At 63.3% G+C, this 25,370-nt stretch carries 23 protein-coding genes; 10 read left to right on the top strand and 13 right to left on the bottom strand.

The genetic code is table 11. From position 1 onward, the window contains the following. Positions 1–46 precede the first annotated feature (46 nt). The 5 genes from glgA to BLW80_RS02810 form a co-directional block, all read right to left on the bottom strand. Complete coding sequence (glgA, locus tag BLW80_RS02830; protein WP_093756733.1) at positions 47–1,468, bottom strand: glycogen synthase GlgA; 1,422 nt, start codon at positions 1,466–1,468, stop codon at positions 47–49. Between the two features lie 198 nt (positions 1,469–1,666). Then, positions 1,667–3,058, bottom strand: coding sequence for an MFS transporter (locus tag BLW80_RS02825; protein ID WP_093756732.1), 1,392 nt, complete (start codon positions 3,056–3,058; stop codon positions 1,667–1,669). A 168-nt stretch (positions 3,059–3,226) separates the two neighbouring features. After that, positions 3,227–4,633, bottom strand: coding sequence for an MATE family efflux transporter (locus BLW80_RS02820; protein WP_244527919.1), 1,407 nt, complete (start codon positions 4,631–4,633; stop codon positions 3,227–3,229). Then, positions 4,630–5,133 carry a helix-turn-helix transcriptional regulator gene (locus BLW80_RS02815; RefSeq protein WP_093756731.1) on the bottom strand — a complete coding sequence of 168 codons (504 nt, stop codon included), beginning with the start codon at positions 5,131–5,133 and terminating at the stop codon, positions 4,630–4,632. The genes BLW80_RS02820 and BLW80_RS02815 overlap by 4 nt, the downstream gene beginning before the upstream one ends. 199 nt (positions 5,134–5,332) lie before the next feature. Further along, positions 5,333–6,895: an AMP-binding protein gene (locus BLW80_RS02810; RefSeq protein ID WP_093756730.1), complete on the bottom strand. Its 1,563-nt coding sequence runs from the start codon at positions 6,893–6,895 to the stop codon at positions 5,333–5,335. A gap of 188 nt (positions 6,896–7,083) precedes the next feature. Here BLW80_RS02810 and BLW80_RS02805 point away from each other — a divergent pair, with 188 nt between their 5' ends. From BLW80_RS02805 to BLW80_RS02795, 3 genes are read left to right on the top strand one after another with little or no spacing between them, the layout of a single operon-like run. Beyond that, positions 7,084–7,692, top strand: a complete 609-nt coding sequence (locus tag BLW80_RS02805) for a LemA family protein (RefSeq protein ID WP_089265314.1) — start codon at positions 7,084–7,086, stop codon at positions 7,690–7,692. A gap of 24 nt (positions 7,693–7,716) precedes the next feature. Next, on the top strand, positions 7,717–8,598 hold the full coding sequence (locus BLW80_RS02800) for a TPM domain-containing protein (RefSeq protein WP_093756729.1): 882 nt from the start codon (positions 7,717–7,719) through the stop codon (positions 8,596–8,598). Continuing rightward, positions 8,598–9,095, top strand: coding sequence for a TPM domain-containing protein (locus BLW80_RS02795; protein ID WP_093756728.1), 498 nt, complete (start codon positions 8,598–8,600; stop codon positions 9,093–9,095). Before BLW80_RS02800 ends, BLW80_RS02795 begins: the two co-directional genes overlap by 1 nt. Positions 9,096–9,217: 122 nt before the next feature. On the opposite strand, the gene BLW80_RS02790 is transcribed toward BLW80_RS02795, so the two are convergent. After that, complete coding sequence (locus tag BLW80_RS02790) at positions 9,218–9,829, bottom strand: glutathione S-transferase family protein (RefSeq protein ID WP_093756727.1); 612 nt, start codon at positions 9,827–9,829, stop codon at positions 9,218–9,220. Between the two features lie 174 nt (positions 9,830–10,003). Between BLW80_RS02790 and BLW80_RS02785 the strand changes: the two genes are divergently transcribed. The 3 genes from BLW80_RS02785 to BLW80_RS30170 all read left to right on the top strand — a co-directional run bounded on the left by BLW80_RS02785 (position 10,004) and on the right by BLW80_RS30170 (position 12,728). Next, positions 10,004–10,963, top strand: coding sequence for a hypothetical protein (locus tag BLW80_RS02785; protein WP_093757317.1), 960 nt, complete (start codon positions 10,004–10,006; stop codon positions 10,961–10,963). Between the two features lie 94 nt (positions 10,964–11,057). Beyond that, positions 11,058–12,557, top strand: coding sequence for a hypothetical protein (locus BLW80_RS02780; RefSeq protein WP_093756726.1), 1,500 nt, complete (start codon positions 11,058–11,060; stop codon positions 12,555–12,557). A gap of 12 nt (positions 12,558–12,569) precedes the next feature. Then, positions 12,570–12,728, top strand: a complete 159-nt coding sequence (locus tag BLW80_RS30170; RefSeq protein ID WP_170849555.1) for a hypothetical protein — start codon at positions 12,570–12,572, stop codon at positions 12,726–12,728. Positions 12,729–12,799: 71 nt separating this feature from the next. Here the strand turns inward: BLW80_RS30170 and BLW80_RS02775 are convergent, their stop codons facing one another. The 3 genes from BLW80_RS02775 to putA all read right to left on the bottom strand — a co-directional run bounded on the left by BLW80_RS02775 (position 12,800) and on the right by putA (position 18,081). Further along, on the bottom strand, positions 12,800–13,366 hold the full coding sequence (locus tag BLW80_RS02775; protein WP_093756725.1) for a fasciclin domain-containing protein: 567 nt from the start codon (positions 13,364–13,366) through the stop codon (positions 12,800–12,802). Between the two features lie 228 nt (positions 13,367–13,594). Next, the gene (locus BLW80_RS02770) at positions 13,595–14,800 is read right to left on the bottom strand and encodes a CaiB/BaiF CoA transferase family protein (RefSeq protein ID WP_093756724.1); all 1,206 of its coding nucleotides are present in this window, start codon (positions 14,798–14,800) and stop codon (positions 13,595–13,597) included. Positions 14,801–15,078: 278 nt separating this feature from the next. Beyond that, a complete protein-coding gene (gene putA / locus BLW80_RS02765; RefSeq protein WP_093756723.1) occupies positions 15,079–18,081 on the bottom strand; it encodes a bifunctional proline dehydrogenase/L-glutamate gamma-semialdehyde dehydrogenase PutA in 3,003 nt (1,000 codons plus the stop codon). A 112-nt stretch (positions 18,082–18,193) separates the two neighbouring features. Between putA and BLW80_RS02760 the strand changes: the two genes are divergently transcribed. Together BLW80_RS02760 and BLW80_RS02755 are read left to right on the top strand one after the other, a co-directional pair. Continuing rightward, on the top strand, positions 18,194–18,658 hold the full coding sequence (locus BLW80_RS02760) for an Lrp/AsnC ligand binding domain-containing protein (protein ID WP_068734214.1): 465 nt from the start codon (positions 18,194–18,196) through the stop codon (positions 18,656–18,658). Between the two features lie 140 nt (positions 18,659–18,798). Further along, positions 18,799–19,407, top strand: coding sequence for a hypothetical protein (locus tag BLW80_RS02755; RefSeq protein ID WP_093757316.1), 609 nt, complete (start codon positions 18,799–18,801; stop codon positions 19,405–19,407). A 281-nt stretch (positions 19,408–19,688) separates the two neighbouring features. Here BLW80_RS02755 and BLW80_RS02750 read toward each other — a convergent pair whose 3' ends face one another. From BLW80_RS02750 to BLW80_RS02740, 3 genes are all read right to left on the bottom strand, one after another. After that, positions 19,689–19,889, bottom strand: a complete 201-nt coding sequence (locus BLW80_RS02750; protein WP_068734210.1) for a cold-shock protein — start codon at positions 19,887–19,889, stop codon at positions 19,689–19,691. Between the two features lie 322 nt (positions 19,890–20,211). Then, complete coding sequence (locus BLW80_RS02745; protein WP_093756722.1) at positions 20,212–20,457, bottom strand: hypothetical protein; 246 nt, start codon at positions 20,455–20,457, stop codon at positions 20,212–20,214. Between the two features lie 164 nt (positions 20,458–20,621). Beyond that, a complete protein-coding gene (locus tag BLW80_RS02740) occupies positions 20,622–22,382 on the bottom strand; it encodes an adenylate/guanylate cyclase domain-containing protein (protein ID WP_093756721.1) in 1,761 nt (586 codons plus the stop codon). A 119-nt stretch (positions 22,383–22,501) separates the two neighbouring features. On the opposite strand from BLW80_RS02740, the gene BLW80_RS02735 reads away from it, so the two are divergent. Continuing rightward, on the top strand, positions 22,502–24,100 hold the full coding sequence (locus tag BLW80_RS02735; protein WP_093756720.1) for a glycosyltransferase family 39 protein: 1,599 nt from the start codon (positions 22,502–22,504) through the stop codon (positions 24,098–24,100). Here BLW80_RS02735 and BLW80_RS02730 read toward each other — a convergent pair. Further along, positions 24,082–24,843 (bottom strand): ArsR/SmtB family transcription factor, encoded by a 762-nt coding sequence (locus tag BLW80_RS02730; protein WP_093756719.1) that lies wholly within the window; start codon positions 24,841–24,843, stop codon positions 24,082–24,084. The genes BLW80_RS02735 and BLW80_RS02730 overlap by 19 nt on opposite strands. A 129-nt stretch (positions 24,844–24,972) precedes the next feature. Here BLW80_RS02730 and BLW80_RS02725 point away from each other — a divergent pair, with 129 nt between their 5' ends. After that, positions 24,973–25,365 (top strand): RidA family protein, encoded by a 393-nt coding sequence (locus BLW80_RS02725; protein WP_093756718.1) that lies wholly within the window; start codon positions 24,973–24,975, stop codon positions 25,363–25,365. Positions 25,366–25,370 lie beyond the last annotated feature (5 nt).

The raw sequence follows: 25,370 nt of genomic DNA, 5'->3' as shown, positions 1-25,370 counted from the left end.
ATGACGGATCGATAGACAACGGCGCAGCTCGAGACTCTCGCAGGTATCACACCCCGGCGACGATCGTCTTGCGATACAGCGCGCTGTAGCTGGCGGCCGAGATATTCCAGCTGAAGGACTTCGACATGGCGCTGCGGCGCATCGAGTTCAGGCGATCCTTCGAGCCATAGGTCGCGAAGGCCCGCAGGATGCCGCCCAGAAATGACTCGGTGGAGGGCTGCGTGAACAGGAAGCCGGTCTCGCCATCGACGATGGTTTCGGCGAGGCCGCCGGTCTGGTGGCCGATCGGCAGCGAGCCGAAGCGCTGCGCATACATCTGGCTCAGGCCACAGGGTTCGAAGCGCGACGGCATCAGCGTGAAGTCGCTGCCGGCGAAGATGCGCCGTGCCTCGCGGTCGTTGAAGCCGATGGCGACGCCGATCGCATCCGGACGGCGGCGATGCGCGTCCATCAGCGCGTTTTCGAGTTCGGTCTCGCCGCGGCCGGTGACGACGATCTGTCCGCCGGCGGACACGATGGCGTCGGCCGCCGACAATACGAGGTCGACGCCCTTCTGATGCACGAGGCGGGCGACCAAACCAAAAATGGGCCCGCGGGAGAGTGCGAGCCCAAATTGTTGGCGTACCCCGTCGGCATTGGCGCGTTTGGCTTCCCAGTCGCCCGCGCCGAACGGTCTCATGAGCTCCGCGCAGACGCGCGGATCCCAGCTTTCATCGATGCCGTTGAGAATGCCTGTCAGCCGCGACTCGTTGGAGCGCTTGGTCAGCAGGCCTTCCAGCCCGCAGCCGAGTTCCGGCGTGGTGATCTCGCGCGCGTAAGTCTCGCTCACCGTGGTGAGATGCGACGAGTAGATCAGCCCGCCCTTGAGGAAGGAGAGTTTGTCGTAGAATTCCAGCCCGTCGATATGGAACGACTCCGCCGGTGCACCGATCCGGCGCAGCGAAGACTTCGGAAACAGGCCCTGATAAGCGAGATTGTGGATCGTCAGGATGGTCGGGATCTTCGCCCCGCTCCAGGCGAGATAGGCCGGCACCAGGGCCGCCTGCCAGTCATTGGCGTGGACCAGATCGGCCGACCAGTTCTTGTCGAGCTTGCCGGAGGCGAGCAGTGCAGCGGCGGAGGCGAAGCGCGCGAAGCGGATGTCGTTGTCCGGCCAGTCGCGGCCGCAGGCGTCGCCGTAGGGATTGCCCGGACGATCGTAGAGCTGCGGGCAGAGCAGGATGTAGATCGGCAGTCCATCCTTGGTCGCAGCCAGACCGACCGAGCAGGCGGGCATTTCCGCCAGCGCCGGGCATTCGCCGACGATCTCGATGTCAGGAAACTGCGTGACGACGTCGCGGTAGCCGGGAAGGATGATGCGAACGTCGGTCCAGATGCGCAGGGCTCTAGGGAGAGCGGCGGACACGGCTGCAAGGCCGCCCACCCGGATGAAGTCGTCAATCTCTGGAGTGACGAACAGTACCCTCAAGAAATGCCCTCGTGCCCGCCGCGGCTACAAGGATACGAAACTGGTCCAGCGTCTTTGGGTACTTACGGAACCGAAGGGCAATGGAACTCAGTTTTGTTACTTGCGCTGCAAAATATCTGTCTCTGCACTGCAGTATATCACATCACTTAATACGGCATTGCAAAAGAGAAATGTGAGTTCGCTAAATTATCTCTGAAATCAGTGACTGGGTGACGACGGGACGATCAGCCGCAGGAAGCTCATGATGCAGCCGAGCGCGGCAAAGCCGGCGCCGAGCGCCAGCGCCCAGGTCGCGCCGCCATGGCCGAACAGGCCGAAGCAGAAGGCGGCGAGTGCCGCGCCCATGCTCTGGCCGGTGAGCCGGGCGGTGGCCACGATACCGCTGGCGCCGCCGCTGCGGCCGGCCGGCGCGCTCGACATGATCGCCTTCATGTTCGGCGCCTGGAAGAAGCCGAAGCCGGCGCCGCAGATCACCATCCGCCAGACGATATTGGCGACGCTCGGGTCGGGCGGCAGGGTGGCTAGCAGCACCATGCCGATGCCGAGCAGGGCCATGCCGATACCGCCAAGAAGCCCGGCGGGATAGTGGTCCGACAACCGGCCGGCGATCGGCGCCATGATGCCGACGACCAGCGGCCAGGGCGTCAGGAAGAAGCCGGTCTCGACTGCCGAACGATGCAGAACTTCTTCGAAATAGAACGGCAGCGACACGAAGGCGAGGCCCTGGACGGAGAAGGAGCAAACCGCCGTGGCCGCCGACAGCGCGAACAATGGGCGGCGAAACAGGTCGATCGGCAGCATGGGCGCAGGGTGATCGGCCTGCCGGCGGAGCAGCAGCCAGCCGAACAACAGGCCGGCAACCAGCTCGGCGACGACAATGGACGGCGCGGTGTGATGGGCGGCGCTGTCGATACCGAGGATCAGCAGGCCAAGGCAGAGCGAGGTCAGCAGGGCACCGAGAAAATCGAAACGATGGGTGGCGCGCGTGGTCTTCGGCAGTGTCTTGAGGCTGATGACAATGGCGGCGAGGCCGAAGGGGAGGTTGATCGCGAACAGCCAGGGCCAGGTTGCAACCGACAGGATGCCCGAGGCGATGGTGGGGCCGAGGGTGAAGGCCGTCGCAACGACGAGGGCGTTATGACCGAGCCCGCGGCCGAAATGGCTTGGGGGATAAACCACGCGGACCAGCGCGGCATTGACGCTCATGGCGCCGGCGGCGCCGAGGCCCTGCAGCACCCGCGCGAACAGTAAAGTGTCCAGCGACCACGCGAATGCGCAGGCGACCGACGCGATCGTGAACAGGATCAGCCCGCCGAGATAGATGCGCTGATGGCCGACGATCTCGCCCAGCGCGCCGAATGGCAGCAGCGTGGCGACCATGGCGATCTGGTAGACATTGACGACCCAGATCACGTCCGCTGGCGTGGCATGCAGGTCGCTGGCGATGGAGGGCAACGCGATATTGGCAATGGCGGTATCGAGCGAGGCCATGGCAAGGGCGGTAAAGATGGCAAGCCGCGCCCAACGCTGTTGGCTCGGCGTCAGCCCTTCCGTCGGCTGGGGAGCCTGTGCCACGATACCGTCTGCCATAGCTGGGGATTCCTGGGTGCGGCCGAACTGGCTGCCGATCCGCGCTATCTAGGATAGTTCGCTTTGCCCCTACAGGCGTGCAACTGCATGAGGCATATGCACATCTTTATTCCCAGCGGAAAATCCGCTTTCGGCTGATCACATCGCTGTCAGGCGATTACATCGCCGTCAGACCGGCTTGGTCTTGAACCAGGTGCCGGACGCCACCGCCGTGACGATGATGGTGCCGTAGACCACCAAGGCGAATGTCAGGCAGGCAAACAGCCAGGTCAGCGATCCCGTCAGCCGTAGCGCCAGCCAGCCGCCGCCGATCGAGATCAGCAGCCGCAGCACGCCGGCGAGCAGGGGATAGAGCATTTTACCGGCGCCCTGCGAGGCGAAATACAGCGACAGGCCCAGACCGAAGAAGCCATAGGCGGGGCCGACGATGCGCAGATAGGCGCTGCCGGTCTCAATCATTTGCGGGTCCGACCCGAACAGGCCGAGCCAGGCTGCCGGCCAGATCGCGGCCGCCAGGCCGACGGTTTCGGTGATCACGAACACCATGCCGCCGCCGATCAGCGCCGCCCGCAGCGCGCGCTGCTCCTGTCCGGCGCCGATATTGGTGCCGACCAGGGCGACCAGCGGTCCGCCAAACCCGAAGGCCAGCGGCACCATCAGATATTCCAGCCGGACGCCGGTGCCGAAGCCCGCCACGGCGTCGCCGCCAGCGAAGCCGCCGACCAGTGCGGTGGTCAGCAGCACCGTGAAACTCGTCTGCAGCGAAATCACCGCAGCGATGGCGCCGACGCGCAAGATGTCGGCTGAGAGATCCCAGCGCAGCCGGGCCAGCTTGAAATGGACGATGCAGCGGCCCGAGAGAATGTAGCCGGCGAGCACGGCGCCCACGGTGAAGGTGGACAGCACCACGGCCCAGCCGCCGCCGGCAATGCCGAGGGCCGGAATCGATCCCCAGCCGAAGATCAGCAGCGGCGACAGCGGGATCAGCAGCACCACGCCGATACAGATCGACAGCGACGGCACCAGCATATTGCCGGTGCCGCGGATGATGCTGGCAAAGCCGTTCATCAGCCAAACTAAAACGCTGCCGCCGAACACCACGTTGGAATATTGCATGGCCGCGTCCAGCGCACCGCCGCTGACGCCCATCGCCGTGTAAATCGCACGGCCCCAGATCAGGAAGATTGCCGAGCCGATCAGGCCGAGCAGGATATTGATAAGGGTCGCATGCATCACCAGTGCTTCGGCATCGTCGGTGCGGCGCGCGCCGAGCGCACGCGCGATCGCCGAGGAAATGCCGCCGCCCATGGCACCAGCCGACAGCATCTGCATCATCATGAAGCCGGGAAACACCACCGCCATGCCGGTCAGCGCGTCGCTGCCGAGATGCGACACCCACCAGGTCTCGATCAGGCCGGTGGAAGCCTGCGCCAGCATCACCAGCAGATTGGGCCAGGCCAGCTTGACCAGGGTGGAAGCGATCGGCGCCTGCAGCAGCATCCGCGTCCGCGGGTTCATCTCGTGGACGGGCGCGGCCGTAGCGGCGACGATGGCCTGCGGCGTTTCCAGTTTCATGGTGATCCGTCCTTCTGCGGGCGCGGTTTGCTGAGCCGCCGTTGCACGCGTGCGCTGGCGGCAGGGCCGGGCGCATTGGCGTGGGTGGCTTCGGTGATTGGTTTTCCGGTACGGCGGTCGACCAGGATGGGATCGGCGGTCTCGCCGGTCTCCTTGTCGATCAGAACAACGCTTTCACCCTCAGGCGCGAAGTGACGGTTGCCCCAGCTTTGCAACGACCACAGCACGGAGCGGAAATCCCGGCCGCGCGGGGTCACGATATATTCGTAGCGCGGTGGCTTTTCGCAATATAGCCGCTTCTCCAGCAGCCCGGCCTCGACCAGGACTGCCAGCCGACGGGTCAGCATGTTCGGCGCGATGCTGAGGTTCTTCTGGAACTGGTCGAACCTCGTCATGCCGTAAATGGCGTCGCGCATGATCAGAATGCTCCACCACTCGCCGACGCGCTCAAGGCTGCGGGCAACCGGGCATTCCAGTTTTTCGAAACTTTTGCGCTCCATGGGAGGAAGATAGGGGAGTAACTATCATCATGCAAGTCACTTGGTGGTGACCCTCCACGGTCATTCCGGGGCGCAGGTCAGCGGCGAAGCCGCTGGCAGGCGAACCCGGAATCCCGAAGTGTTCAGCCATGTCGAGATTCCGGGTTCGCGTGCGCAAGATGCACACGCGCCCCGGAATGACGGCGTTAGTGCTAAGCCCTTACCCCACCATCCGCTCGCGCCCGACCCAGAAGCTCGCGCGCAGCGCCTTCTTGTCGATTTTACCGACGCCGGTCATTGGCAGTTCACTGACGAACTTGATGTGCTTCGGCGCATGGGCCGAACCCTTGCGGGTCTTCACCAGATTGATCAGTTCGTTGGCATCCGGCTTCGCACCGCCACGCGCGACCACGATGGCGGTGACAGCCTCGCCCCATTTGTCGTCGGGCACGCCGACCACAGCGCACATGGCGACATCGGCATGGGTGGTCAACACATCCTCGATCTCGCGCGGGAAGATGTTGAAGCCGCCGGAGACGATCATGTCCTTCTTGCGGTCGAGGATGAACATGTAGCCGCGCTCGTCGGCGCGGGCGATGTCGCCAGTGTGCAGCCAGCCGTTCTTGAGCGTTTCGGCCGTCTGCTCCGGCCGCTTCCAGTATTCCTTCATCACATGCGGCGCACGCACGCAGATTTCGCCGGCCTCACCGGGCGAGACCTCCTGATCGTCATCGTCGAGAATGCGGACATCGCAGACCGCGATCGGAAAACCGCAGGACAAAAACAGTTCGGGCTTCTTCGGATCATGATCCGTCTTGCGCAGTACCGAGACCGGATAGCATTCGGTCTGTCCATAAAGTTGCGAGAACACCGGACCGATCCGCTCGATGCCTTCCACCAGCCGGCTCGGTGACATCGGCGATGCGCCGTAAAGCACCAGATCGAGCGACGATAGATCGGTCTTTGACAGCGTCGGATGATCGAGCAGCACGTAGATCATGGTCGGCACGAACAGCGTGAAATTGATGCGCTCGCGTTCGATGGTCTTGAGCACCGCTTCGGGATCGAACCCCTTCAGCATATGTACCGTGCCGCCGCGCATCAGCGTCGGCAGCACCTTGGTGCCGGCGACATGGCTGATCGGCGCAACCGTGAGATAGCTCGGCGTGTCCGGGATCTCGAAGTCGGACAGGATGGCGCTGGCAAAGCCCGACACTTCGCGATGCCGGCGCAGCGCGCCCTTGGATTTTCCGGTGGTGCCGCCGGTGTAGTTCAGCACGGCGATGTCATCGACCTGTGCAAAGTCCCGCGCGGTGGCGCTGCCGCCTGAGCCGACGACTTTCAGCAGATCGATGCCGTAGTCTGCACGGCCCAGCGTAAACACATGCTGCAGGCCTTGCGCGCGCGAGGCGAGCTCGCCGCCGCGTTGCAGGAAATTGTCGGCGTCAATGATCAGGATCGTTGCTTCGGCATCCTCGATCTGGTCGATCTGATCCTGCATCGAGCCCAGCGGATGCAGCCAGGAGATTGCGAAACGCGACAGTTGCGCGGCGACGCCGGCGCACCAGGTGTCGGCGCGGTTCGCGGTCAGCAACGCCACTTTCGTGCCGGGCTGTGCGCCGAGGTTCATGAACACATTCTGCAGCCGCGCGATCAGGTCCGTGGTGCCGCGATAGGTGATGGTGCCGCCGGGCCAGCTGAAAGCGATGCGGTCCGGATAGCGCGCCAGGGCCCGCAGGGTCTGCGCGCCAACGGTCGGAAACGTGTTCAGCACGTCCGTCATGGAAACCTCCCCAAATGTCCTCGGCTTCTGTGGGCCGATGGTTGCGGCAAGGCTAACAACGAATGCCGGGCATGCAAACATAAACCCGTATGGGCATTGCAGCATTCGCGATGAACTTGTGGCGGCTTTCGTCGTTTGCCTGTGTTAGAAGCGGTCGAGCCATTTGAGCCGCGTCACAGGAGAATTTCATGCGCAAGTTTTTGACCGTGCTGGCAGCACTGGCCACCCTCAGCCTGACCAATTGCGGTTACAACGCGATTCAGACCAATGACGAGCAGGTCAAGTCGGCCTGGTCGGAGGTGGTCAACCAGTATCAGCGCCGCGCGGACCTCGTGCCGAATCTCGTGAATTCCGTGAAGGGTTTCGCGCAACAGGAGAAGGACGTTCTTCTGGGCGTCACAAATGCACGCGCCAAGGTCGGCTCGGTGCAGGCGACGCCTGATGTGGTCAACGATCCCGCTGCGCTGCAGAAATTCCAGGCCGCGCAAGGCGAACTCTCCAGCGCGCTGTCGCGATTGCTCGTAGTCACCGAGAACTATCCGCAACTCAAGTCGGACGCGCTGTTCAAGGATCTGATGTCGCAGCTCGAGGGCACCGAGAACCGCATCACCGTGGCGCGCAACCGCTACATCAAGTCGGTGCAGGATTATAACGTCGGCGTACGCACCTTCCCGAACAATCTCACCGCGATGATGTTCGGCTACAAGGAGAAGGCGAATTTCTCGGTCGCCAATGAGAGCGAAATCTCGACCGCGCCGAAGGTCGACTTCAACCCGACGCCGGCGCCAGCGAAATAGGCCGGTGCCGATCAGGCCGATCCGATGAAGGCGATCAAAGCCTGTCTGCTGGCATTACTGATGTGCTGGAGCGCCGTCGCTCTGGCCGATGTGGCTGTGCCGGCTCTGACGGGGCGCGTGGTCGACCAGACCGCGACGCTGAGCCAGAGCGAACAGGCGTCCCTCGACAGCACGCTGCGTGATTTCGAGTCGCGCAAGGGCAGCCAGATCGTGGTGCTGATCGTGCCCACCACGGCGCCGGAAGCCATCGCGCAATACTCCATCCGCGTTGCTGAAGCCTGGAAGATCGGCCGCAAGAAAGTCGATGACGGCGCGATCCTGCTGGTCGCCAAGGACGATCGCAAGCTGCGCATCGAAGTCGGCTACGGCCTTGAAGGCGCACTGACCGACGTGACCACGAAACGGATCATGGACGAGATCATCACACCGCGCTTCAAGACCGGCGATTTTGCCGGTGGCATCTCGGCGGGTGTCAACCAGATCATCAAGGTGGTCGACGGCGAGCCGCTGCCGGCGCCGGATGAATGGAAGGGCAATTCGAATGCCCTCGATCAGATCGTGGAATATGCGCCGTTCCTGCTGTTCGGCGTTCTGATCTTCGGCAGCATCCTGCGCAACATTTTCGGCCGGCTGTTCGGCTCGCTGGCGACCGGCGGGCTCGTCACCGCGGTGGTCTGGTTGGTCGCCGGCAGCCTGCTGTTCGGCGGCATTCTCGGCGCGGTCGCGTTTTTCTTTACGCTGATCAGCGAGGCCCTCATGTCGGGCGGCGGAGACGGCGGACGCCGCGGTGGTGGCTATATCGGGGGCGGCGGTGGTTCCTGGTCGTCAGGGAGTTCATCGAGCAGCGGCGGCTTCAGTGGAGGCGGTGGCAGTTTCGGTGGCGGCGGCGCTTCGGGGAGTTGGTGATGAGCCTGAAACGCATCGGCAACCATCTGCTCGGCAATCGCTCGCGGGTCCGCAAGGCGTTCCCGCCGGAATCGCTGGCAAGGATCGAGCAGGCCATCAAGGCCTCCGAAGCCAGCCATGCCGGACAGATCCGCTTCGTGGTCGAGGGCGCGCTCGACGGTGCGCCGCTGTTCCGCAATCAATCCGCGCGCGAACGCGCCATCGATGTGTTCGCGCAACTGCGCGTCTGGGACACCGCGCATAACAACGGCGTGCTGATCTATCTGCTGCTCGCCGATCGCGACGTCGAGATCGTGGTTGACCGCGGCATCGATGCCCGCGTCGGCAAACCCGGCTGGGAAGCGATCTGCCAGATGATGGAAGCGGAGTTTCGCGCCGGGCATTTCGAGCGCGGCGTGATCAAGGGTATCGACGCGGTGACGCAGCATCTGGTGACGCATTTCCCACGTGATGCCGGCTCGGTGAACGAGCTGCCGGATGCGCCGGTGGTGCTGTAGCGCGCTGCTCCCTCAGCCGTCATTGCGAGCGTAGCGAAGCAATCCAGTCTTCGCTTGTGGCCTTCTGGATTGCCGGGTCGCTTCGCTCCTCGCAATGACGTGGAGAGGCCATTGACCTCCGCTCACGCTTTCGCTGACTCCCGCGCGCCGACGCGCTCGAACCACGCCGCGACCTTCGCATTTTCGCGATCCCACGGCTGCTTCACCTTGTCAGCAAAATCGAGCCAGCAAAACAGCACGATGTCGGCCATCGTGAACCGCTCGCCGCAGATGAAGGTCTTGCCGGCCATCTGTCCGTCGAGCCAGCGCAGCCGGTCGATGGCGATTGTCTTCAGGCCCGGCGCGCCTTCGGGTACGCAGACGATGCGCGTCTCGAAGCGCTTCAACCCCTCCGAAAAGCGATAGCCATTGGCGATGTGCTGGCAGATATTGAGATCGACGCGCTGGCGCCACATCCGTGCCTCCGCGCGCTGTTCGGGCGTAGTGCCGATCAGCGGCGGCGTCGGATGCGTCTCCTCGACATATTCGCAGATCGCCACCGTCTCCGACACATAGGCGCCATCGTCGAGTTCGAGCGTCGGCATCTGCCCATGCGGATTGCGCGCCAGATGCGCGGGTTCGCGGTTCTCGCCACCAGCAAGATCGACGGTCTGGACGGGGAGGCTGATGCCCTTCTCGGCCATGAACATGCGGACCACGCGCGGATTCGGTCCGATGGAATCGTAGAGCTTCATGGCATTTCCCCGATTGTTCTGTTTGCTGGTGTTGTGCGGGCGGGGCGCGTGCGCGTCAAGCAACGGTTCCCATCGCCGGACAAGAGGTGAAATTTTCGTAAGCACAGCACCCGGTAAGGATTTGGCAAGCAATGAAAGTTACCAAAGTGTTCATCTATTCCGGAGAATTTGATCGTGAGCGAGCACAAGGCCGATTCCACCCCAGACGTCAGCGGCGATCACGTCGACACCGGCGTGGCGGCGGCGGCCGGTTCCCACGATGCTGAGATCCACGTGGAGTCGCCGAAGCTCGCACCGGAGCAGGGCGACGAGCGCCGTGCTCAGATGCCAAAGAGGGAAGCGCCGAAGCTCGGTGCGCCTGGCCGGATCACCATCATGGCTCCCTCCCGCGACAGCGGCCCGCATGAGGGCGCGTCCCGTGAGCATGCGGCGCGCGAGCGCTCCTGGGAAGACTTCGTCAATTCCGAGCCGAAGATTGAGTCGGCAGAGAAGGCTGGCCGCAGCCGGATGATGGCGATTGCCGCGATGATCGCGCTGGGTATCACCGTCGGCGCAGTCGGCGGTTCGGTGGCCATGTCGGGCCTCGGCAAGCTGTTTGCCGCCGACGACACCAAGTCGACCAACCAGGCACTGGAAGAACACATTGCCCGTCTCGACGGCGAACTCTCGGCGCTCAAGGCCGAGGTCGACCGCAACGCCAAGCAGTCCATTGCGGCGCGCGCGAAGTCTGCCGAGCGTCTCGACAAGCTCGAGAAGGCGCAGGCTGAACCGGCCGCGAAACTCGCCAAGCTGAGCGAGACCGTCGAAAAGCTGCGCACCACGCCGCCGCCTGCTGCTGCGCCCGCGCCGGCCCCTGCACCGGTTGCCTCGGCACCGGCCAAGGAAGTGACAGGTTCGATCAACGCCCCGGTGCCGACCCCGACACCGAAGCCCGAAGTTGCGCGCCTGCCCATGGTCGAAGGCTGGCGCATCATCGACATCGCCGGCGGCGGCGCCACTATCGAGGGCCGTGCCGGAATCTTCGAAGTCTATGCCGGCGATCCGGTTCCGGGTCTCGGCCGCGTCGATGCGATCCGCAAGCAGGATGGTCGCTGGACGGTGGTCACGAGCCGCGGCCTGATCGTTGCCCGCTGATCCGCTCTTCCTGTGATGACTGCGTTCAGGCCGCTGCTGGTGCAGCGGCCTTTCTTTTGGGCTAGCCTCCCGACGTGACGTCTGGGATTGCGCCGTGCGACTTCGCCTGAGCTTCATTGCCGTGCTGCTCTGCCTCGTGGCTCCCGTCGCGCGGGCGGATGAGGGCAATAGTCTCGCCGTCACCGATCCCGGTGTGTTGCGGGCACTTGAGACACGCGGATTCGGCCTTGCGCAGCTGCTCGATCCCGCGCGGACAACGCCGATCCCCAACGACGCGCTGTTTGCTCTGCCTGCGATGACACAAATCCGCGCCGCGCTGGATGATGCCTTTGCGCGCTATCTCGCCGATCATCAAAAGCATCAGCCGCGTGTGAGGATCGGAGTCGGCCCCGGCCACGATGTGCAACTGTTCGACCAGGCGATGCTGACATCGCCCGATGCGCGCTTCGTGCTCGCCGGGATCGTCAATCGTATGGACCGGGCCTATGTCGCGCCGGATACCTGCGGTGAGATCAGGCTGATCTATCGCCTCACGCGCACGGCCGCTGGCATAACGCCGCCGCGCCTGCCGATGACGCTCAATCTTGTGCTTCGTGCGAAGGACCCGCACGATGCGTCGGTGACATGCGCGGATCTCGCCGGACGCTGGCTCGATTCTGCGTCGTTCAGCGAGACTGGCGCAGCACGCGCGGATCGCTTGCTGAAACCGGATGGCCCGCTTGCGACAATCACAGCCGCGCAGATCGATCGCATCGAGACCAATCTGCAGATCGCGCATCGACCGAAGTCCGATACGCAGGAATTCCGCACCGACTATTTGCAGAAGGTGTTTCGCTTCGATGCCACCGCGAAGCAGTTTCGCGCAGCACCCATGGAGAACCAGATCGACCGTGACCGGTTGCTGGCTGACGCCGCGCTCGGTCACGCGTTTCGCGACTGGCTGCTCGCGCCGAACAATCTGCGAGCCTTTGATCGTGGTACGGTTTTGATCCCCGAGAAATTCCTTGCCACCTCGTCGCTGTCATCGACACCGGTCGGCTTTGCACCGTCGGCCCTGCAGCCGGAGTTCGGGCTGATAGACAGCGAGGGGAAGGGCGTGTTCAGCGAGCGCGACGTCGTGAACGCGCTGGAACGAGCCATATCGCAGGGCGGCGCGCTCGAGAACATCCGCTCACCGGCCGGCTTTGCTCGCCGGCTGAACGACATCACCTGCGGCGGCTGCCACCAGATTCGCGGCATCGGCGGGTTTCACTTTCCTGGTGCGGATACGCTGGCAGAGCAATCGCAGGGAACGGTTCCGACATCGCCGCATTTCATCGGTGACCAGCCCCGCCGTCGCGATATCGTCATGGCGATACGCGATGGAAAGGCGCCGGATTTTTCGCGCGGCTTCTCCGATCGCCCGCAGATGCGTGGTAACAATGAACTCGCGGGATCGCCTCTCCTCGATGGCTGGGGTGCGACATGTTATCGACCGAAGCAGAAGGGCGTCGCGGACAAGAGCTTCGCGTCCTGGACTTGTGCCGAAGGTCTCGCCTGTCAGCAGGTTGGCGCGGATGCGTCGTCTGCAATCGGCATGTGTTTCGTGAAATGAAATGAGGACGCGATGAACGAGACCGACAAAGAGATCAAGGAACGCGACATCGCGATCGCCGAGAACGAGAGCAAACAGCAGACGACAAGCAGCATCCGCGTCAGCGTCTGGGCGATCGGTTTGGCCGTCCTGCTCGGGCTCGGCTTCTTCGGATGGCTGCTGGCGCGCTAGTCGAAAAATATGCCTCTCCCTGCGGACAGGGAGAGGCGAGATGCGTCAATTCGGACTGTGCGTTGGAACGATCAGCCCGGCATCAGCACGGTGTTGACGACGTGGATCACGCCGTTCGACTGGTTGACGTTCGGGATCGTCACGGTGGAGGTACCGCCCTTGGCATCGATGATCATGACCTTGCCGCCCGAACGCTTGATGGTGAGTTGTTCGCCTTCAACAGTCGTCAGCTTCTTGCCATCGGTGAGGTCGGCCGCCGAGAGCCGTCCGGCCACCACATGATAGGTCAGGATCTTGGTGAGGGTCATCTTGTTCTCGGGCTGCACCAGCGTATTGACCGTGCCCTTCGGCAGTTTGCCGAATGCGGCATTGGTCGGCGCGAAGACGGTAAACGGGCCGGGGCTGGCCAGCGTATCGACGAGGCCGGCGGCCTTCACGGCGGCGACCAGCGTGGTGTGATCCTTCGAATTCACCGCGTTCTCGACGATGTTCTTCGATGGATACATCGCGGCGCCGCCTACCATGACGGTGTTCTCGCCCTTCATCATCTTGGCAGCAGCAGGCTCAAGGAAGCTCGCCGAAATCATCAGCGTGCTGAAGGCGGCAAATGACAGCAGTGCAATGCGCTTCTTGGACATGGTCGTCTCCCGGTTGATAGTAGCGTCGCCGGCGGGGAATCCGCAGACGTCGTGATCTCGTTGCCGGCGACAAGGGCAGGGCATGTCCACGGCCTGTCGCGCTAACGAGATCAGCTACGCGTTTTGGGAGAGGCGGTTTCAGGTCGGCTCGTGACCACTTCGTGATCACGGGCTGCATCGCAATTTGAAACTCTTTCGCGCGGGCTGCGTAACCCGCGGCTTGCGCGACTATGCTACCGTGCCGGAAGCGCGCAACCGCGCGATATCGGCATCATTGAAGCCCGCAGCGCGCAGGATCTCGTCGCTGTGTTGGCCGATGGACGGCGGCAGATGCGGGCTGCGTTTGGTCTCGCCGCCGATCCAGATCGGGCTGTTGATGGTGAGGATGTCGGTTCCCTCGAACGGGATCAGCACATCGTTGTCCTTCATCTGTTGATCGTTCGGAATATCGTCGAGGATGCCGACGAAGCCGAACACGAGGCCATTGCCGTCGAGTCGCTCGCGCCAGTCGGCGAGGTCGCGGGTCGCGAACACCTCGTCGAGGATATTGATCAGCTCGACCGAGCGCGCATGGCGATCAGGTTTGGTTGCGAAGCGCGGATCGTCGCGCAGGTCCTCGCGGCCGAGGCATTTGGTGAAAGCCGGCCATTGCCGCTCCTCGGCGAGCAGCGACAGCATGATCCAGCGGCCGTCGCGGCACCTGTAGTGATTGGTGACGGCGTTGAGCGCTTCCTCGCGCGAGCGGCGCTTCTCGAACTTGGCGCCCACCAGCTTGGCCTGCGCCAGCACGCTCGACGACCATACGCCATTGGCCATCAGGTTCGACTTCACCTGGCAGCCTTTGCCGGTCTTCTCGCGCTTGTAGAGCGCGGTGACGATGGCGCCGTAGAGCGCCATGGCGCAGGGGTGGTCGCCCATGCCGGCGATCGAACGCGCGGGCGTGGTGTCCTCGTCGGCGCGCACGAGATCCATCATGCCGGAGCGTGCCCACCAAGCGGTGGAGTCGAAGCCGGGCTTGTCGGCTTCCGCGCCCTTGTCGCCATAGCCGGTGAAGCAGGCATAGATCAGCTTCTCGTTCAGCGGCGCGATATCCTCATAGGCAATTTTCAGGCGCTTGCGCACCGGCGGCGGGAAATTGGTGATGAACACATCCGCCTCGGCGATCAATTTGTAGAGCACCGCCTGACCTTCCGGCTTGGCCAGATCGAGCGCGAGGCTCTTCTTGTTCCGGCTCTCCATCATCCACGCATAGTTGTGTTCGCTCTTGGGATAACCGGGCAGGTTGGGCAGGTTGCGATAGGGATCGCCGGCACCCGGGGGTTCGATCTTGATGACGTCGGCGCCGAAGTCGGACAGCACTGTGGCTGCGGCGGGCGCGGCGATGAAACTCGCGCAGTCCAGCACCTTCAGCCCCTTGAACAGACCGTCTTCCATGCGTCACTCCCGTCGCTTTTGTTCTGCGTGTTGTTCTTGCCGTCTGCCGGAATTTAATTCCATCCGGAATCCGGTGACGCATTTGACCCATCTTCGATGGGTGATGCAACGGCCTCAGCTAACCCTCCCCTGGAGGGGGAGGGTCGCTGCGTGCATAGCGCGCAGCGGGGTGGGGTGAAGCAGCAAGCTCCGTCGTTGTGGCTTCACCCCACCCCGTCTCGCAACACGCGTTGCGTGCTGCTCACCGACCCTCCCCCTCCAGGGGAGGGTAAGAAGGATCAGTTTTGATCTGTCATCAATGCTGCATTGCCACCCGCCGCGGCCGTGTTGATCGTGACGGTCTGCTCGGTGGCGAAGCGGGCGAGGTAATGCGGGCCGCCGGCTTTCGGGCCGGTGCCGGACAGGCCGAAGCCGCCGAAGGGCTGCACGCCGACCACAGCGCCGATCATGTTGCGGTTCACATAGACATTGCCGACCGGCAGGCGGGCGATCACGCGCTCAACCATATCGTCGATCCGCGAATGCACGCCGAGCGTGAGCCCGAAGCCGGTGTCGGCAATGTCCTGCAGCACCTTGTCGAAGTCGGCAGCGCGGTAGCGCACCACATGCAGGATCGGACCGAACACTTCTTCGGTGAGCTCACGTGCGCTCGCGAGTTCGAAAATATGCGGTGCGACGAAGTTGCCTGCAGGTGCCGTGCCCGCAAAGTGCACGCGTGCCTCGATGGTCATGTGCGCGATATGCGCATCGAGCTTCTGCTTCGCCTCGGCGTCGATCACCGGGCCGATATGGGTGGCGGCATCACGGGGATCGCCCAGCTTGAGTTCCCGGGCCGCGCCAACGATCATCTCGATCATGCGGTCGGCGACATCGTCCTGCACGAGCAGCAGCCGCAGCGCCGAGCAGCGCTGGCCCGCGGAGCGGAACGCGGACATCACCACATCGTCGGCGACCTGCTCGGGCAGAGCCGTAGCATCGACGATCATTGCATTGATGCCGCCGGTCTCGGCGATGAGTGGCACGATCGGGCCATCCTTGGCGGCGAGGGTGCGGTTGATCGATCGGGCCACCTCGGTCGAGCCGGTGAACACCACACCGGCGATGGCGGGATGCGCGACGAGCGCTGCCCCGATGCTGCCGTCGCCCTGGATCAGATGCAATGCTGACGTGGGCACACCGGCTTCATGAAGCAGGCGTACGGCCCGTGCCGCGATGCGTGGCGTTTGTTCGGCCGGCTTGGCGACGACCGTGTTGCCCGCCGTCAGCGCGGCACTCACCTGGCCGAGAAAAATCGCCAGCGGAAAATTCCACGGCGAGATGGCGATAAAGACGCCACGGCCGCGCAGGCTCAACACGTTGCTCTCGCCGGTGGACCCGGGCATTGTCTGGCCAGTGCCGAATTGCTCGCGGCCCTGCGCGGCGTAATAGCGGCAGAAGTCGATGGCCTCGCGGACCTCCGATAGCGCATCATCAAGCGTCTTGCCGCCTTCCTGTTGCAGCAATGCGATGAAGGACGCGCGGCGCTGTTCCAGACGATCGGCGGCGTTGTCGAGGATCGCCGCGCGTTCATGTGCTGGGGTGTGGCTCCATGACGCAAAGCCTGCGCGCGCTGCCGTCACCGCGGCATTTGCCTGCTCGGCATTGGCATCAACGACCTCGTCCATGTCTGACTTGCTGGCCGCAATCTCGGCCAGCAATTCATCCAATGGGGCGCGTTCGCCAAATTCGATGCCGTGTGAATTGGTCCGCTCTGGTCGATAGAGATCGGCCGGCAAAGGGATCTTCGGATGGTGCGCACCATTCGAAGAGCCGATGATCGCGGCAGGCCGCTTAAGCAGCGTCGCGATCGGCACGGCGTCATCCGCGGCGATCGCCACGAAAGATGAGTTCGCGCCATTCTCCAGCAGCCGTCGCACCAGATAGGCTAGCAGATCGCGATGGCTGCCCACCGGCGCATAGGTGCGCCAGCGAATGGCGGGATGGTCCTTGCCGAGCTGCTCATAGAGCGCGTCGCCCATGCCGTGCAGGCGCTGGAATTCGTAGCCGCCGCTGGTGCCGGCCAGTTCGAGGATGGTCGCGACGGTGAGCGCATTGTGCGTGGCGAATTGCGGGAAGATGTGTGGTCGCAGCGCGAGCAGCTTCTGTGCGCAGGAAATGTAGTTCAGGTCGGTCATCGCCTTGCGCGTGAACACCGGATAACCAATGAGCCCGCGTTCTTGCGCGCGCTTGATCTCGGTGTCCCAATAGGCGCCCTTGACGAGGCGCACCATCATCTTTCGATCGTGACGGCGCGCCAGCGCGTCGATGTGGTCGATCACGTCGGCGCAGCGCTTCTGATAGGCCTGGATCGCAAGCCCGAAACCGTCCCATCTCGCCAGCGACGGATCGGCAAAGGCCGCATCGATGACATCGAGCGACAATTCGAGTCGGTCGGCTTCTTCGGCATCGACGGTGAAATTGAGGTCATAGCTCTTCGCTTGCTGCGCCAGCACGATCAGGCGCGGCACCAGTTCGCGCATCACGCGCTGATGGCTCACCGCCTCATAGCGCGGATGCAATGCCGAGAGTTTGACCGAGATACCCGGCCGGTCGGGCAGCGGGTTGTTGCCCGCGGCGTGGCCGATGGCCGAGATGGCCGAGGCATAGGAGTCGAAATAGCGCTGTGCGTCGTCCTTGGTGCGCGCGCCTTCGCCGAGCATGTCGAAGGAGTAGCGCGCCGGGCGCTCGGACGGCGCGCGGGCGCGGGCCAGCGCCGCGTCGATGGTTTCGCCGAGCACGAAGTGGCTGCCCATCAGCCGCATCGCCTGCCGCGTCGCCGTGCGCACTGCGGGCACGCCGATCCGCTTCGCCAGCCGGCCGAGCGTTCCCGTCGGCGTCTCGCCGGGCTGGATCGCGCGCTGCGAGATGCCGAGCGCCCAGGCCGAGGCATTGACTAGGAAGGCGCTCGACCTGGTCTCGTGATGGATGAAATCGCCCTGACCGAGCTTGTCCTCGATGAAGGCGTCGGCGGTGCGTGCGTCCGGCACCCGCAGCAGCGCCTCCGCCAGCACCATCAGCGCAAGGCCCTCTTTGGTGGAGAGCGCATATTCCCGCAGCATGTCCTCGACGCCGCCGAAGCGGTCGCCCTTGGCGCGGATCGCGTCGATCAGGCGCGTGGCCGTTGCGTCGATCCGCGCGACCTGGGCGGGCGTCATGGCTGCGTCGGCCAGAAGCCCGGCGGCGATGGCCCCATCATCCGGTGCATAGGGAGCGGTGAAGGGAGGCATGGAATCGGGTGGCATGGGCGTTTCCTCGGATATCCTTCAAGCCTAATCCCGGTCTGTCCGTAGTTCGATAGGAGATATCGGAATTTTACCTTAGATAATCCGGAAATGATCGTGCTATACACCGGGTATGAGCGATATCGACAAGATTGACCGGAAAATCCTCGCCGTCCTGCAGGCTGACGGCCGAATCGCCAATGTTGAGCTCGCCGAGAAGGTCGGCCTGTCCCCGACCTCGATCGGCGAGCGGCTGAAGCGGCTGCAACGCGACGGCTATATCGAAGGCTATGGCGCGCGGCTGAATCCGCAGATGCTCGGCCTTGGCCTGCTGGTCTTCGTCGAGGTGCTGCTCGACAAGACCACGCCCGACGTATTCGAACGCTTCGCCCGCGCCGTGCGGCTCGCGCCGGAAGTGCTGGAGTGCCACATGGTGGCGGGCGGTTTCGATTATCTGGTGAAGGCGCGCGTGGCCGACATGAGCGCCTATCGTCGTTTTCTCGGCGAAAGCCTGCTGGCGCTGCCCGGCGTGCGCGAGAGCCGCACTTACGCGGTCATGGAAGAAGTGAAGCGCGACGCACCGCTGCCGGTTGGATAGCGAGCCGGGATAACGCCGCCGTTGCCTTGCCGTTGTCTTGGCAGCGTGGAGACCCTGCGTTAGGTTTCCGCGCGTTTCTCTCGGAGCAAATCATGCGGGCAGGCCAATTCAATCTTCGTGTCGCCGATTTTCGTATTCTGATGGCGGCAGGTGTCATCGCAGTGACCGGCCTGTTCTCGATGTCTCATGCGCGCGCGATTGAAATGTCCCGCGAGGTCAGCGATCTTTACACGTCGGTGTCGATCTACCCGCCATCCGCCGGTTCCATGACCATCTGCTACGGCTTCGTCTGCCGGCGTCGCCACGCCTTCGATTTCACCTCTGCTGACAGGGCCGCGCTCACCAAGCTTCTCGCCGCGGGCAAGGCGTCGGCCGCGGCGGAACGCGCGGCCGTGCAGAAGGCGGTGGTGTGGTGGGACCGCCGCGTCGGCCCGGTGCTCGGTACCGACAAGCGGATCGCCAATGCGGATTTCCGCTATTTCGACGACAAGCATAATTTCGATTGCTGGGACACGACGCGCAACGTCACCAGCCTGCTGCTGATCATCCAGGACTGGGGTTTGCTGAAGCATCACACGGTGGGCAATCCGCGCTATCGCGGCAATGCGTTGGTGCTGCAGACGCCGCACAATACCGCCGTGCTGCTGGACCGCGCGACGGGCACCGAATGGGTGGTCGACATGTGGACGCGCGGCTATGCACAGCTGCCGGACGTCAAGCCGGCCGATCAGTGGGTCAAGGAAAACTGAAGCAGGGAATGGAGGGCCGTCGCGTCGCTGAGGCGTGCGTCACGTCAACTGGCGGCTCTAAGGAGCGGACCTTACAAAGATCTCAGCTCGGGTTTTTGGAGTTAGGCTAGAGCGCACACCGCGGATCGAATTAGCGCAATCCTGCGTGAAACTGATTGCGTTGCAGGAGAGGTGCCCCTTTGGAGGAAACCGCTCGTGCCGAATGCGCTCTACATTGTTGAGGCGTGATCTGGAAAACTTCGGGGAAGCAGCCGGATCACACTGGTATCAAACCAGATGTATCAGACCTTGAGGTTCTCAGCCGAGGTCTTGCCGCGGTTGGCAACTTCCTCGAATTCAACGGTCTGTCCTTCGTTCAGTGTCGAAAGGCCAGCCTTCTCAACTGCCGAAATATGAACGAACACGTCCTTGCCGCCATTCGCCGGCTGGATGAATCCATAACCCTTCGTCGGGTTGAACCACTTCACAGTGCCTTTAGTCATCACGTCGTCTCCGCGGGATCAAAATCGATAACGAACTGCCGGTCCCCGCAAACCGGCATATCCGACATGCGCACGTTACCCGCGGATTGCCAAGCTTGATAGCTCAAACGGCGTGCAGAAATCGTCCAAACCGACCGTTATCTGTCCAATTTGCCGGGATTCGTCGCTATTCAGGATGTTTCCGACGCGGCGGAAGGTCGCAAAAGCAGAGTGCCGGGTTCGGTCGCAATACGACCATGCGTTGTCGCCTGCACGCTGGTGATATCGCTGCAATGCAAAACCCCGGCCGAGGTGGCCGGGGTTCGCAGCCCTCATGCGAGGATTAGTAGCAGACGTTAACCGTGCGCCAGCGCAGGCCGTAGGGCGTCATCACGCGGCGGCTCACATAGCATCCACCGCCGCCACCGACATAGCCAATGCCGAAAGTGGGGCCGTAGAAGCCGCCGCCATGGAAGTGGTGGTGATGGCCATGCCAGCCCCAGCCATGGGCCGATGCGGCGGACGGCGTCAGCGCCATCGCGCCGAGGGAAGCTGCTGCAACGAATGCGAGTGCGAGTTTGCGAAACATGGTCGTTCTCCTTCAGTGATGCGCGAAGCGCTGGTTGCGGGATCTGTCTGTTCGATCCATCGCAAATTCGTCGCATCGATTTCGGAGCGGGTTCGAAGAAACTCTCAGGGAATTTTCTGAATGCTTGTTCAGGCAGGCAAAGCGCGCGCCCTGCAGGAACAGCGTTAAAGCGCGGAAACCATGTCGCTGGTAACGAGAGACGAAAGCACCTTCGCATCTGCGATCGTGCGTACATTCATCGGCGCGGCACGGCCGCGGATCGCAACGTCTTGTTGTGGCAGCGCGTCACCCGCGAGGCCTGCAGTGGTGCTTACTTCTTCGGAGATGATGACTTCGCAAGCGAGGCTCTTGGTCATGTCCTGCAGGCGTGCAGCGACATTGACCGCATCGCCGAGTGCGGTGAACACCATGTGGTCGCGATAGCCGATATCGCCGACGATGACTTCGCCGCCGTGAATGCCGATGCCGAAACGCAGCGGCTGCGGCAGGTCATGGGCGAGGGCGCGATTGAGTTCCTCGATATTCTCGGCAATGAGCTGTGCAGCCTGCAGGGCCTGACGACATGCGGTCTGCGGATCGCAGGCGAGGCCGAACAGCGCCAGCTCGCCGTCGCCGATGAACTGGTTGGGCTTGCCGCCGCTTGCGATCACAGCTCGCGAGACGGCGTCGAGAAAGCGGTTGACGATGAACACCGTGTCGTAAGGCAGCCGCTTCTCGGCGAGCATGGTGGAGCCGCGCATGTCGACGAACATGCAGACGAGATAACGCTCCTGGCCGATCCGCGCCGGCTGCGACGCATGCGCATTCGCGCTGGTCACCTGCGGTGCGAACAGTTGAACGAAGGCCACATCAGTTGTCGGCCGCAACTGGCAGGCCAGCCGGACCGCGGGATCTGCAGCGCCGCCGATCCTGCTCAGCACGAAGGCTTCGCGCGCGGAAGGTGCCGGCAATGTCTCGACACCGCTGGTGACGCGAATGCGGCAGGTCGAACAGCGCGCGCGTCCGCCGCAGACGCTGGCATGCGGCACGCGATGACGCAGGCTCGCTTCCAGCACGCTGAGGCCGAGAGGGACGCGCAGCTTGCGACCGTCGCTATAGGACAGATTGATCATCCCGGCGCGGCGTTCGACGACCATGCGGATGGCCCGGGCTGCGAGCACGATGCCGAGCAGCGCGAGATAGCCGATCAGGAGATCGTCGGTGATGTCGCCCAGTGTCTGCTGCTGTGGAGCGGTGCCCATCCGGTCCGGGCCGAAATTCTCGGCCTGCCATTGCGGCGATGCCAGCTTGGCCTCGACCTCACGCTTGCCCTGGAAGATACCAAGCAGCGCCAGTGTCGGGATCAGCACGGCAGCCGACAGAAGATAGGGCGCGAGGCTCTTGAAATGGGCTTTCAGCCGCAGCCAGAAATACAGCCCGATACACCCGTGTAGCCAGGAGACGACCACCACGAGATACATCGACCACGTCTTCGCGGGCGAGGTGATCCAGCCATAGAACACCTGAGGATAGCTGCGATTGATGTCGTACAGGTTTTCTCCCAGGCGGACGGCGACCACATGGCCGACGATGAGTGCGGGAATGCTGAGCCCGAGTACCAGTTGCAGCGGCTCGACGGCTCGCCAGCGGAACTGCCGGCGTTCGAACAGCGCCCAGATGCCGAGCACGCCATGGATCGTCACCGCCGAATAGAAGGTCACGGCGACCGGAAAGAACTGCCAGAAGCCGGCATGGATCACGACGCCGGTCTGCAACGCGTCGAGCGAGATATTGCCAAGCGCGTGATTCAGAAAATGGCTGAGCAGATAGGTGAACAGCACGAGTCCGCAGACCAGCCTGACCTGGCGCAGCCCGATGCCGCGCCACCACGCGGTGGTGGGGGCCGTCCGGGGCAGGTTGCTGGCTGTCTTGAACGTCGCGTCCATGGCGAAACCCTACGGCGAGACGCGCTCCGATGCCATCCGGAGCGGCCTCCGGACAGACCTTATCCAGCAGTAAAGTCAACAAGTTGACAGCATGGCGAAGTCCGCCGAAAAGCTCGGCGATGACGTCTTTTCCCGACCCTTACCTCGATCGGAATGTCTCCCGCCGCGCCTTTTGGGTGATCGGTGCATTGCTCGTCGCGCTGACCGCGATGCGGCTGGTCTATGCCGGGATGTTCGATCTGCGCACCGACGAGGCCTATTACTGGACCTGGTCGAAGGAAAACGTGCTGTCGTTCCTCGATCATCCGCCGATGATCTCATGGTTCATCCGTGCGGGCACGCTGATCTTCGGCGACACCAATTTCGGCGCGCGTTTCGCCGGTATCGTGGCGATGGCGGTGACGCAATTGCTGCTCGCCGACATCGTTCGCCGCGTCACGCAGGATCTGCGCGCGGTGCTGCTGACGGTGCTGATGTCGGAAGCGGCGCTGTATTACGGATTGCTGATGGCCAAGGTCGCGCCGGATGTCGCGTTGATCCCGTTCGCCATGGCGATGCTGTGGTCGCTGGTGCGGCTTGCCGAAAGCCATGACGGGCGCTGGTGGCTCGCGGCCGGCGTCTTCGGTGGTCTCGCGCTGCTGTCGAAGCTGACCGTGGTGATGTTCGTACCGGGCATTCTCGCTTTCATGCTGGTGCCGGAATGGCGCGGGCGCTGGCTGCGCAGCCCGTATCCATGGCTGGCCGTGCTGATCGCACTGGCGATCTCGTCGCCGGTCCTGATCTGGAATGCCGGCCACGACTGGGCATCGTTCAGGTTCCAGTTCATCCGCGCCACCACGAACAACGAGGTGTCGCTGCGCACGCTCGGCGATTTTCTCGGCCTGCAGTTCGGTCAGGTCGGCTTCATCCTGATGCCGGTCATTCTCTCCGCGGTTGTCGTCACGGCATGGCGTGGCTATCGCCGCCGCGAACCGGTCGCGATCCTGCTCGCCACCTGCGTATTGGTGCCGTTCTTTTTCTTTGCATGGAAGTCGCTGACCCTGCGTGTCGGCGATACCTGGCCGATGTTCCTGTGGCCCGCCGGCATCGCTGCGGCGGCGATCAACCTGACGAAGCTCGCGGGCTACGGCTGGTCGCAGCGCATGGTGCGTGCCTCCTATGGCTGGAGCATCGCCGCCATCGCCACCGGCATTCCGCTGGTGGTGCTGGTGTTCCTCTACAGCGTGGCCGCGCCGTGGAACCTGATCGGCAAGAACGATCCGCTCGGCGGCGAGGGCGGCTATCAGGTGCTGACCGATCGCGCATTGGCAGAGATGAAGACCACCGGCGCCACCTGGATCGCGACGACCGACTACCGCACCTATGCGATGCTGCGCTGGCATCTCAAGGACAGGGTGCCGGTGGTGCAGGTCAACGAGCGCGCCAGATTTATCGGCTTCCGCGATCCCGGCATGGACAGAATTAAGGGGCACACCGGACTTTACATCGCACAGACCGCGGACAATCAGCGCCCGCTGCTGGTGACGACGAGTGCAGTGCTCACGCCTGTCGCCGAAGTCGATACCATCTGGCGCGGCACGGCCATGAAGCACTATGCGATCGACAAGCTCACCGGCTGGACGCCTGAGCTGACGCCGAAGCCTGATACACCGTTCTATCGCTGGCCGGCGCTGGCGGAGATGTCTGCGCCGTCACGCATTCAGCTGGCGGCGCGCTGACTGCTCTCTCCCGGCTGACGAGGGGAAAGGAGGCCGCGATTGGTGCATGCGACGTCCAGGTCGATGCCAAATATATCTTTCAATTCAACCTTGCCGGCATCCGTTACTTTAAAGGCGCGAGTCGCGCCCGTTCGCGCAACCCATCCGAGTTCCAGAAATCGCCGTTGCAGCTCGGCGCCGACCAGCCCGCCTACATGATAGCGCCGCTCGCTCCAGTCCAGACAGGCCCGGCAGAAGATGCGCTTGCTGCGACGGTCGGTTTCAAGCCTGGCTCCGAAGTCGCAGAGGAAGCGGTGGCCTGCGTCGGTAAGCACTCCACCGTCTGCGCTCAGATGCATGTAATCTCGTGCGATCAGCGCGTCCGCGACTGCAACGCCCAACCGTCCGGCCATATGATCGTAGCAACTGCGTGCAAGGCACAACGCTTCATCGCGGGCGGAACGCGGTCGATGCCTCGGTGGCATTTCCAGGGCCGCGACGGCGATCATGCTTTCCAGCATCTGGGCCACGAGCGGTGATGTGATCCGATAGTAACGAAACCGCCCGCTCGGTGTTACCGATATCAATCGCGCGTTGAGCAGCCGAACCAAATGTTCGCTCGCGGTGGGGCGGGATATCCGCGCCTGAAACGCCAGCTCGGTTGCTGTGAGCGCCTGACCTCCCATGAGTGCCGCAAGCATGGTCGCGCGCGCAGTGTCACCAACCAGCGCCGCGACTTCGACCATGTTTGCGGAGGCGACCATATCCCAGCGTAGCGGCTCGCCGGATAATTCGCCACTCCCGTCGGTTCGGCCGGCGCCGAACCAATTGGCCCGGCGCCAGCCGTCCCCCGTGCGATGATGCGATCAATAATGGCAGCCGGGAGCGGAAACATGCAGGCACAGTTCATTCGCGTCGAACCGTTCTCATCCTATTTCGAGGCACGGAAGGTTCCTGTCGCGCCGGCCGTGCGCTATGGCGATCTCGTCTATGTCTCGCAATTGCCGCCTTATGATCCCGAGACCGGGGAGATCAGGCGCTTCCCGCTGGAGCGGCAGATCGAGATTGTCCTCGATCAGATGGCGCTGTGCCTTACGGCTGCGGGCTCATCGATCGACAGGGTGATCAAGTGCAATGTCTATTGCACGGGGGCCGATCAGTTCGAAACCATCAATCGGGTTTATGCGCGTTACTTCTCAGGCGAGCCGCCGGCACGCGGCTTTTTCATCGTTGCGGGATGGCATGGCCCGTTCGAGGTCGAGGTCGACTGCGTGGCAGCGGTTTAGAAGTA

The sequence above is a fragment of the Tardiphaga sp. OK245 genome (genome assembly GCF_900108575.1).
Taxonomy (GTDB): Bacteria; Pseudomonadota; Alphaproteobacteria; order Rhizobiales; family Xanthobacteraceae; genus Tardiphaga; species Tardiphaga robiniae.
The sequence above is the reverse complement of the archived record's forward strand: the minus strand, read 5'-3'. Positions and strand labels throughout refer to the sequence as shown.

Bases quoted from the DNA above. Each gene is read 5' to 3' on its own strand.
- BLW80_RS02820 (WP_244527919.1), bottom strand. From the start codon at position 4,633: ATGAAACTGGAAACGCCGCAGGCCATCGTCGCCGCTACGGCCGCGCCC.
- BLW80_RS02725 (WP_093756718.1), top strand. From the start codon at position 24,973: ATGCAGGCACAGTTCATTCGCGTCGAACCGTTCTCATCCTATTTCGAG.
- BLW80_RS02810 (WP_093756730.1), bottom strand. From the start codon at position 6,895: ATGACGGACGTGCTGAACACGTTTCCGACCGTTGGCGCGCAGACCCTG.
- BLW80_RS02775 (WP_093756725.1), bottom strand. From the start codon at position 13,366: ATGTCCAAGAAGCGCATTGCACTGCTGTCATTTGCCGCCTTCAGCACG.
- BLW80_RS02795 (WP_093756728.1), top strand. From the start codon at position 8,598: ATGAGCCTGAAACGCATCGGCAACCATCTGCTCGGCAATCGCTCGCGG.
- BLW80_RS02760 (WP_068734214.1), top strand. From the start codon at position 18,194: ATGAGCGATATCGACAAGATTGACCGGAAAATCCTCGCCGTCCTGCAG.
- putA (WP_093756723.1), bottom strand. From the start codon at position 18,081: ATGCCACCCGATTCCATGCCTCCCTTCACCGCTCCCTATGCACCGGAT.
- BLW80_RS02745 (WP_093756722.1), bottom strand. From the start codon at position 20,457: ATGTTTCGCAAACTCGCACTCGCATTCGTTGCAGCAGCTTCCCTCGGC.
- BLW80_RS02815 (WP_093756731.1), bottom strand. From the start codon at position 5,133: ATGGAGCGCAAAAGTTTCGAAAAACTGGAATGCCCGGTTGCCCGCAGC.
- BLW80_RS02770 (WP_093756724.1), bottom strand. From the start codon at position 14,800: ATGGAAGACGGTCTGTTCAAGGGGCTGAAGGTGCTGGACTGCGCGAGT.
- BLW80_RS02790 (WP_093756727.1), bottom strand. From the start codon at position 9,829: ATGAAGCTCTACGATTCCATCGGACCGAATCCGCGCGTGGTCCGCATG.
- BLW80_RS02740 (WP_093756721.1), bottom strand. From the start codon at position 22,382: ATGGACGCGACGTTCAAGACAGCCAGCAACCTGCCCCGGACGGCCCCC.
- BLW80_RS02750 (WP_068734210.1), bottom strand. From the start codon at position 19,889: ATGACTAAAGGCACTGTGAAGTGGTTCAACCCGACGAAGGGTTATGGA.
- BLW80_RS02825 (WP_093756732.1), bottom strand. From the start codon at position 3,058: ATGGCAGACGGTATCGTGGCACAGGCTCCCCAGCCGACGGAAGGGCTG.
- BLW80_RS02805 (WP_089265314.1), top strand. From the start codon at position 7,084: ATGCGCAAGTTTTTGACCGTGCTGGCAGCACTGGCCACCCTCAGCCTG.
- BLW80_RS02735 (WP_093756720.1), top strand. From the start codon at position 22,502: ATGACGTCTTTTCCCGACCCTTACCTCGATCGGAATGTCTCCCGCCGC.
- BLW80_RS02730 (WP_093756719.1), bottom strand. From the start codon at position 24,843: ATGGTCGCCTCCGCAAACATGGTCGAAGTCGCGGCGCTGGTTGGTGAC.
- BLW80_RS02800 (WP_093756729.1), top strand. From the start codon at position 7,717: ATGAAGGCGATCAAAGCCTGTCTGCTGGCATTACTGATGTGCTGGAGC.
- BLW80_RS02755 (WP_093757316.1), top strand. From the start codon at position 18,799: ATGGCGGCAGGTGTCATCGCAGTGACCGGCCTGTTCTCGATGTCTCAT.
- BLW80_RS30170 (WP_170849555.1), top strand. From the start codon at position 12,570: ATGAACGAGACCGACAAAGAGATCAAGGAACGCGACATCGCGATCGCC.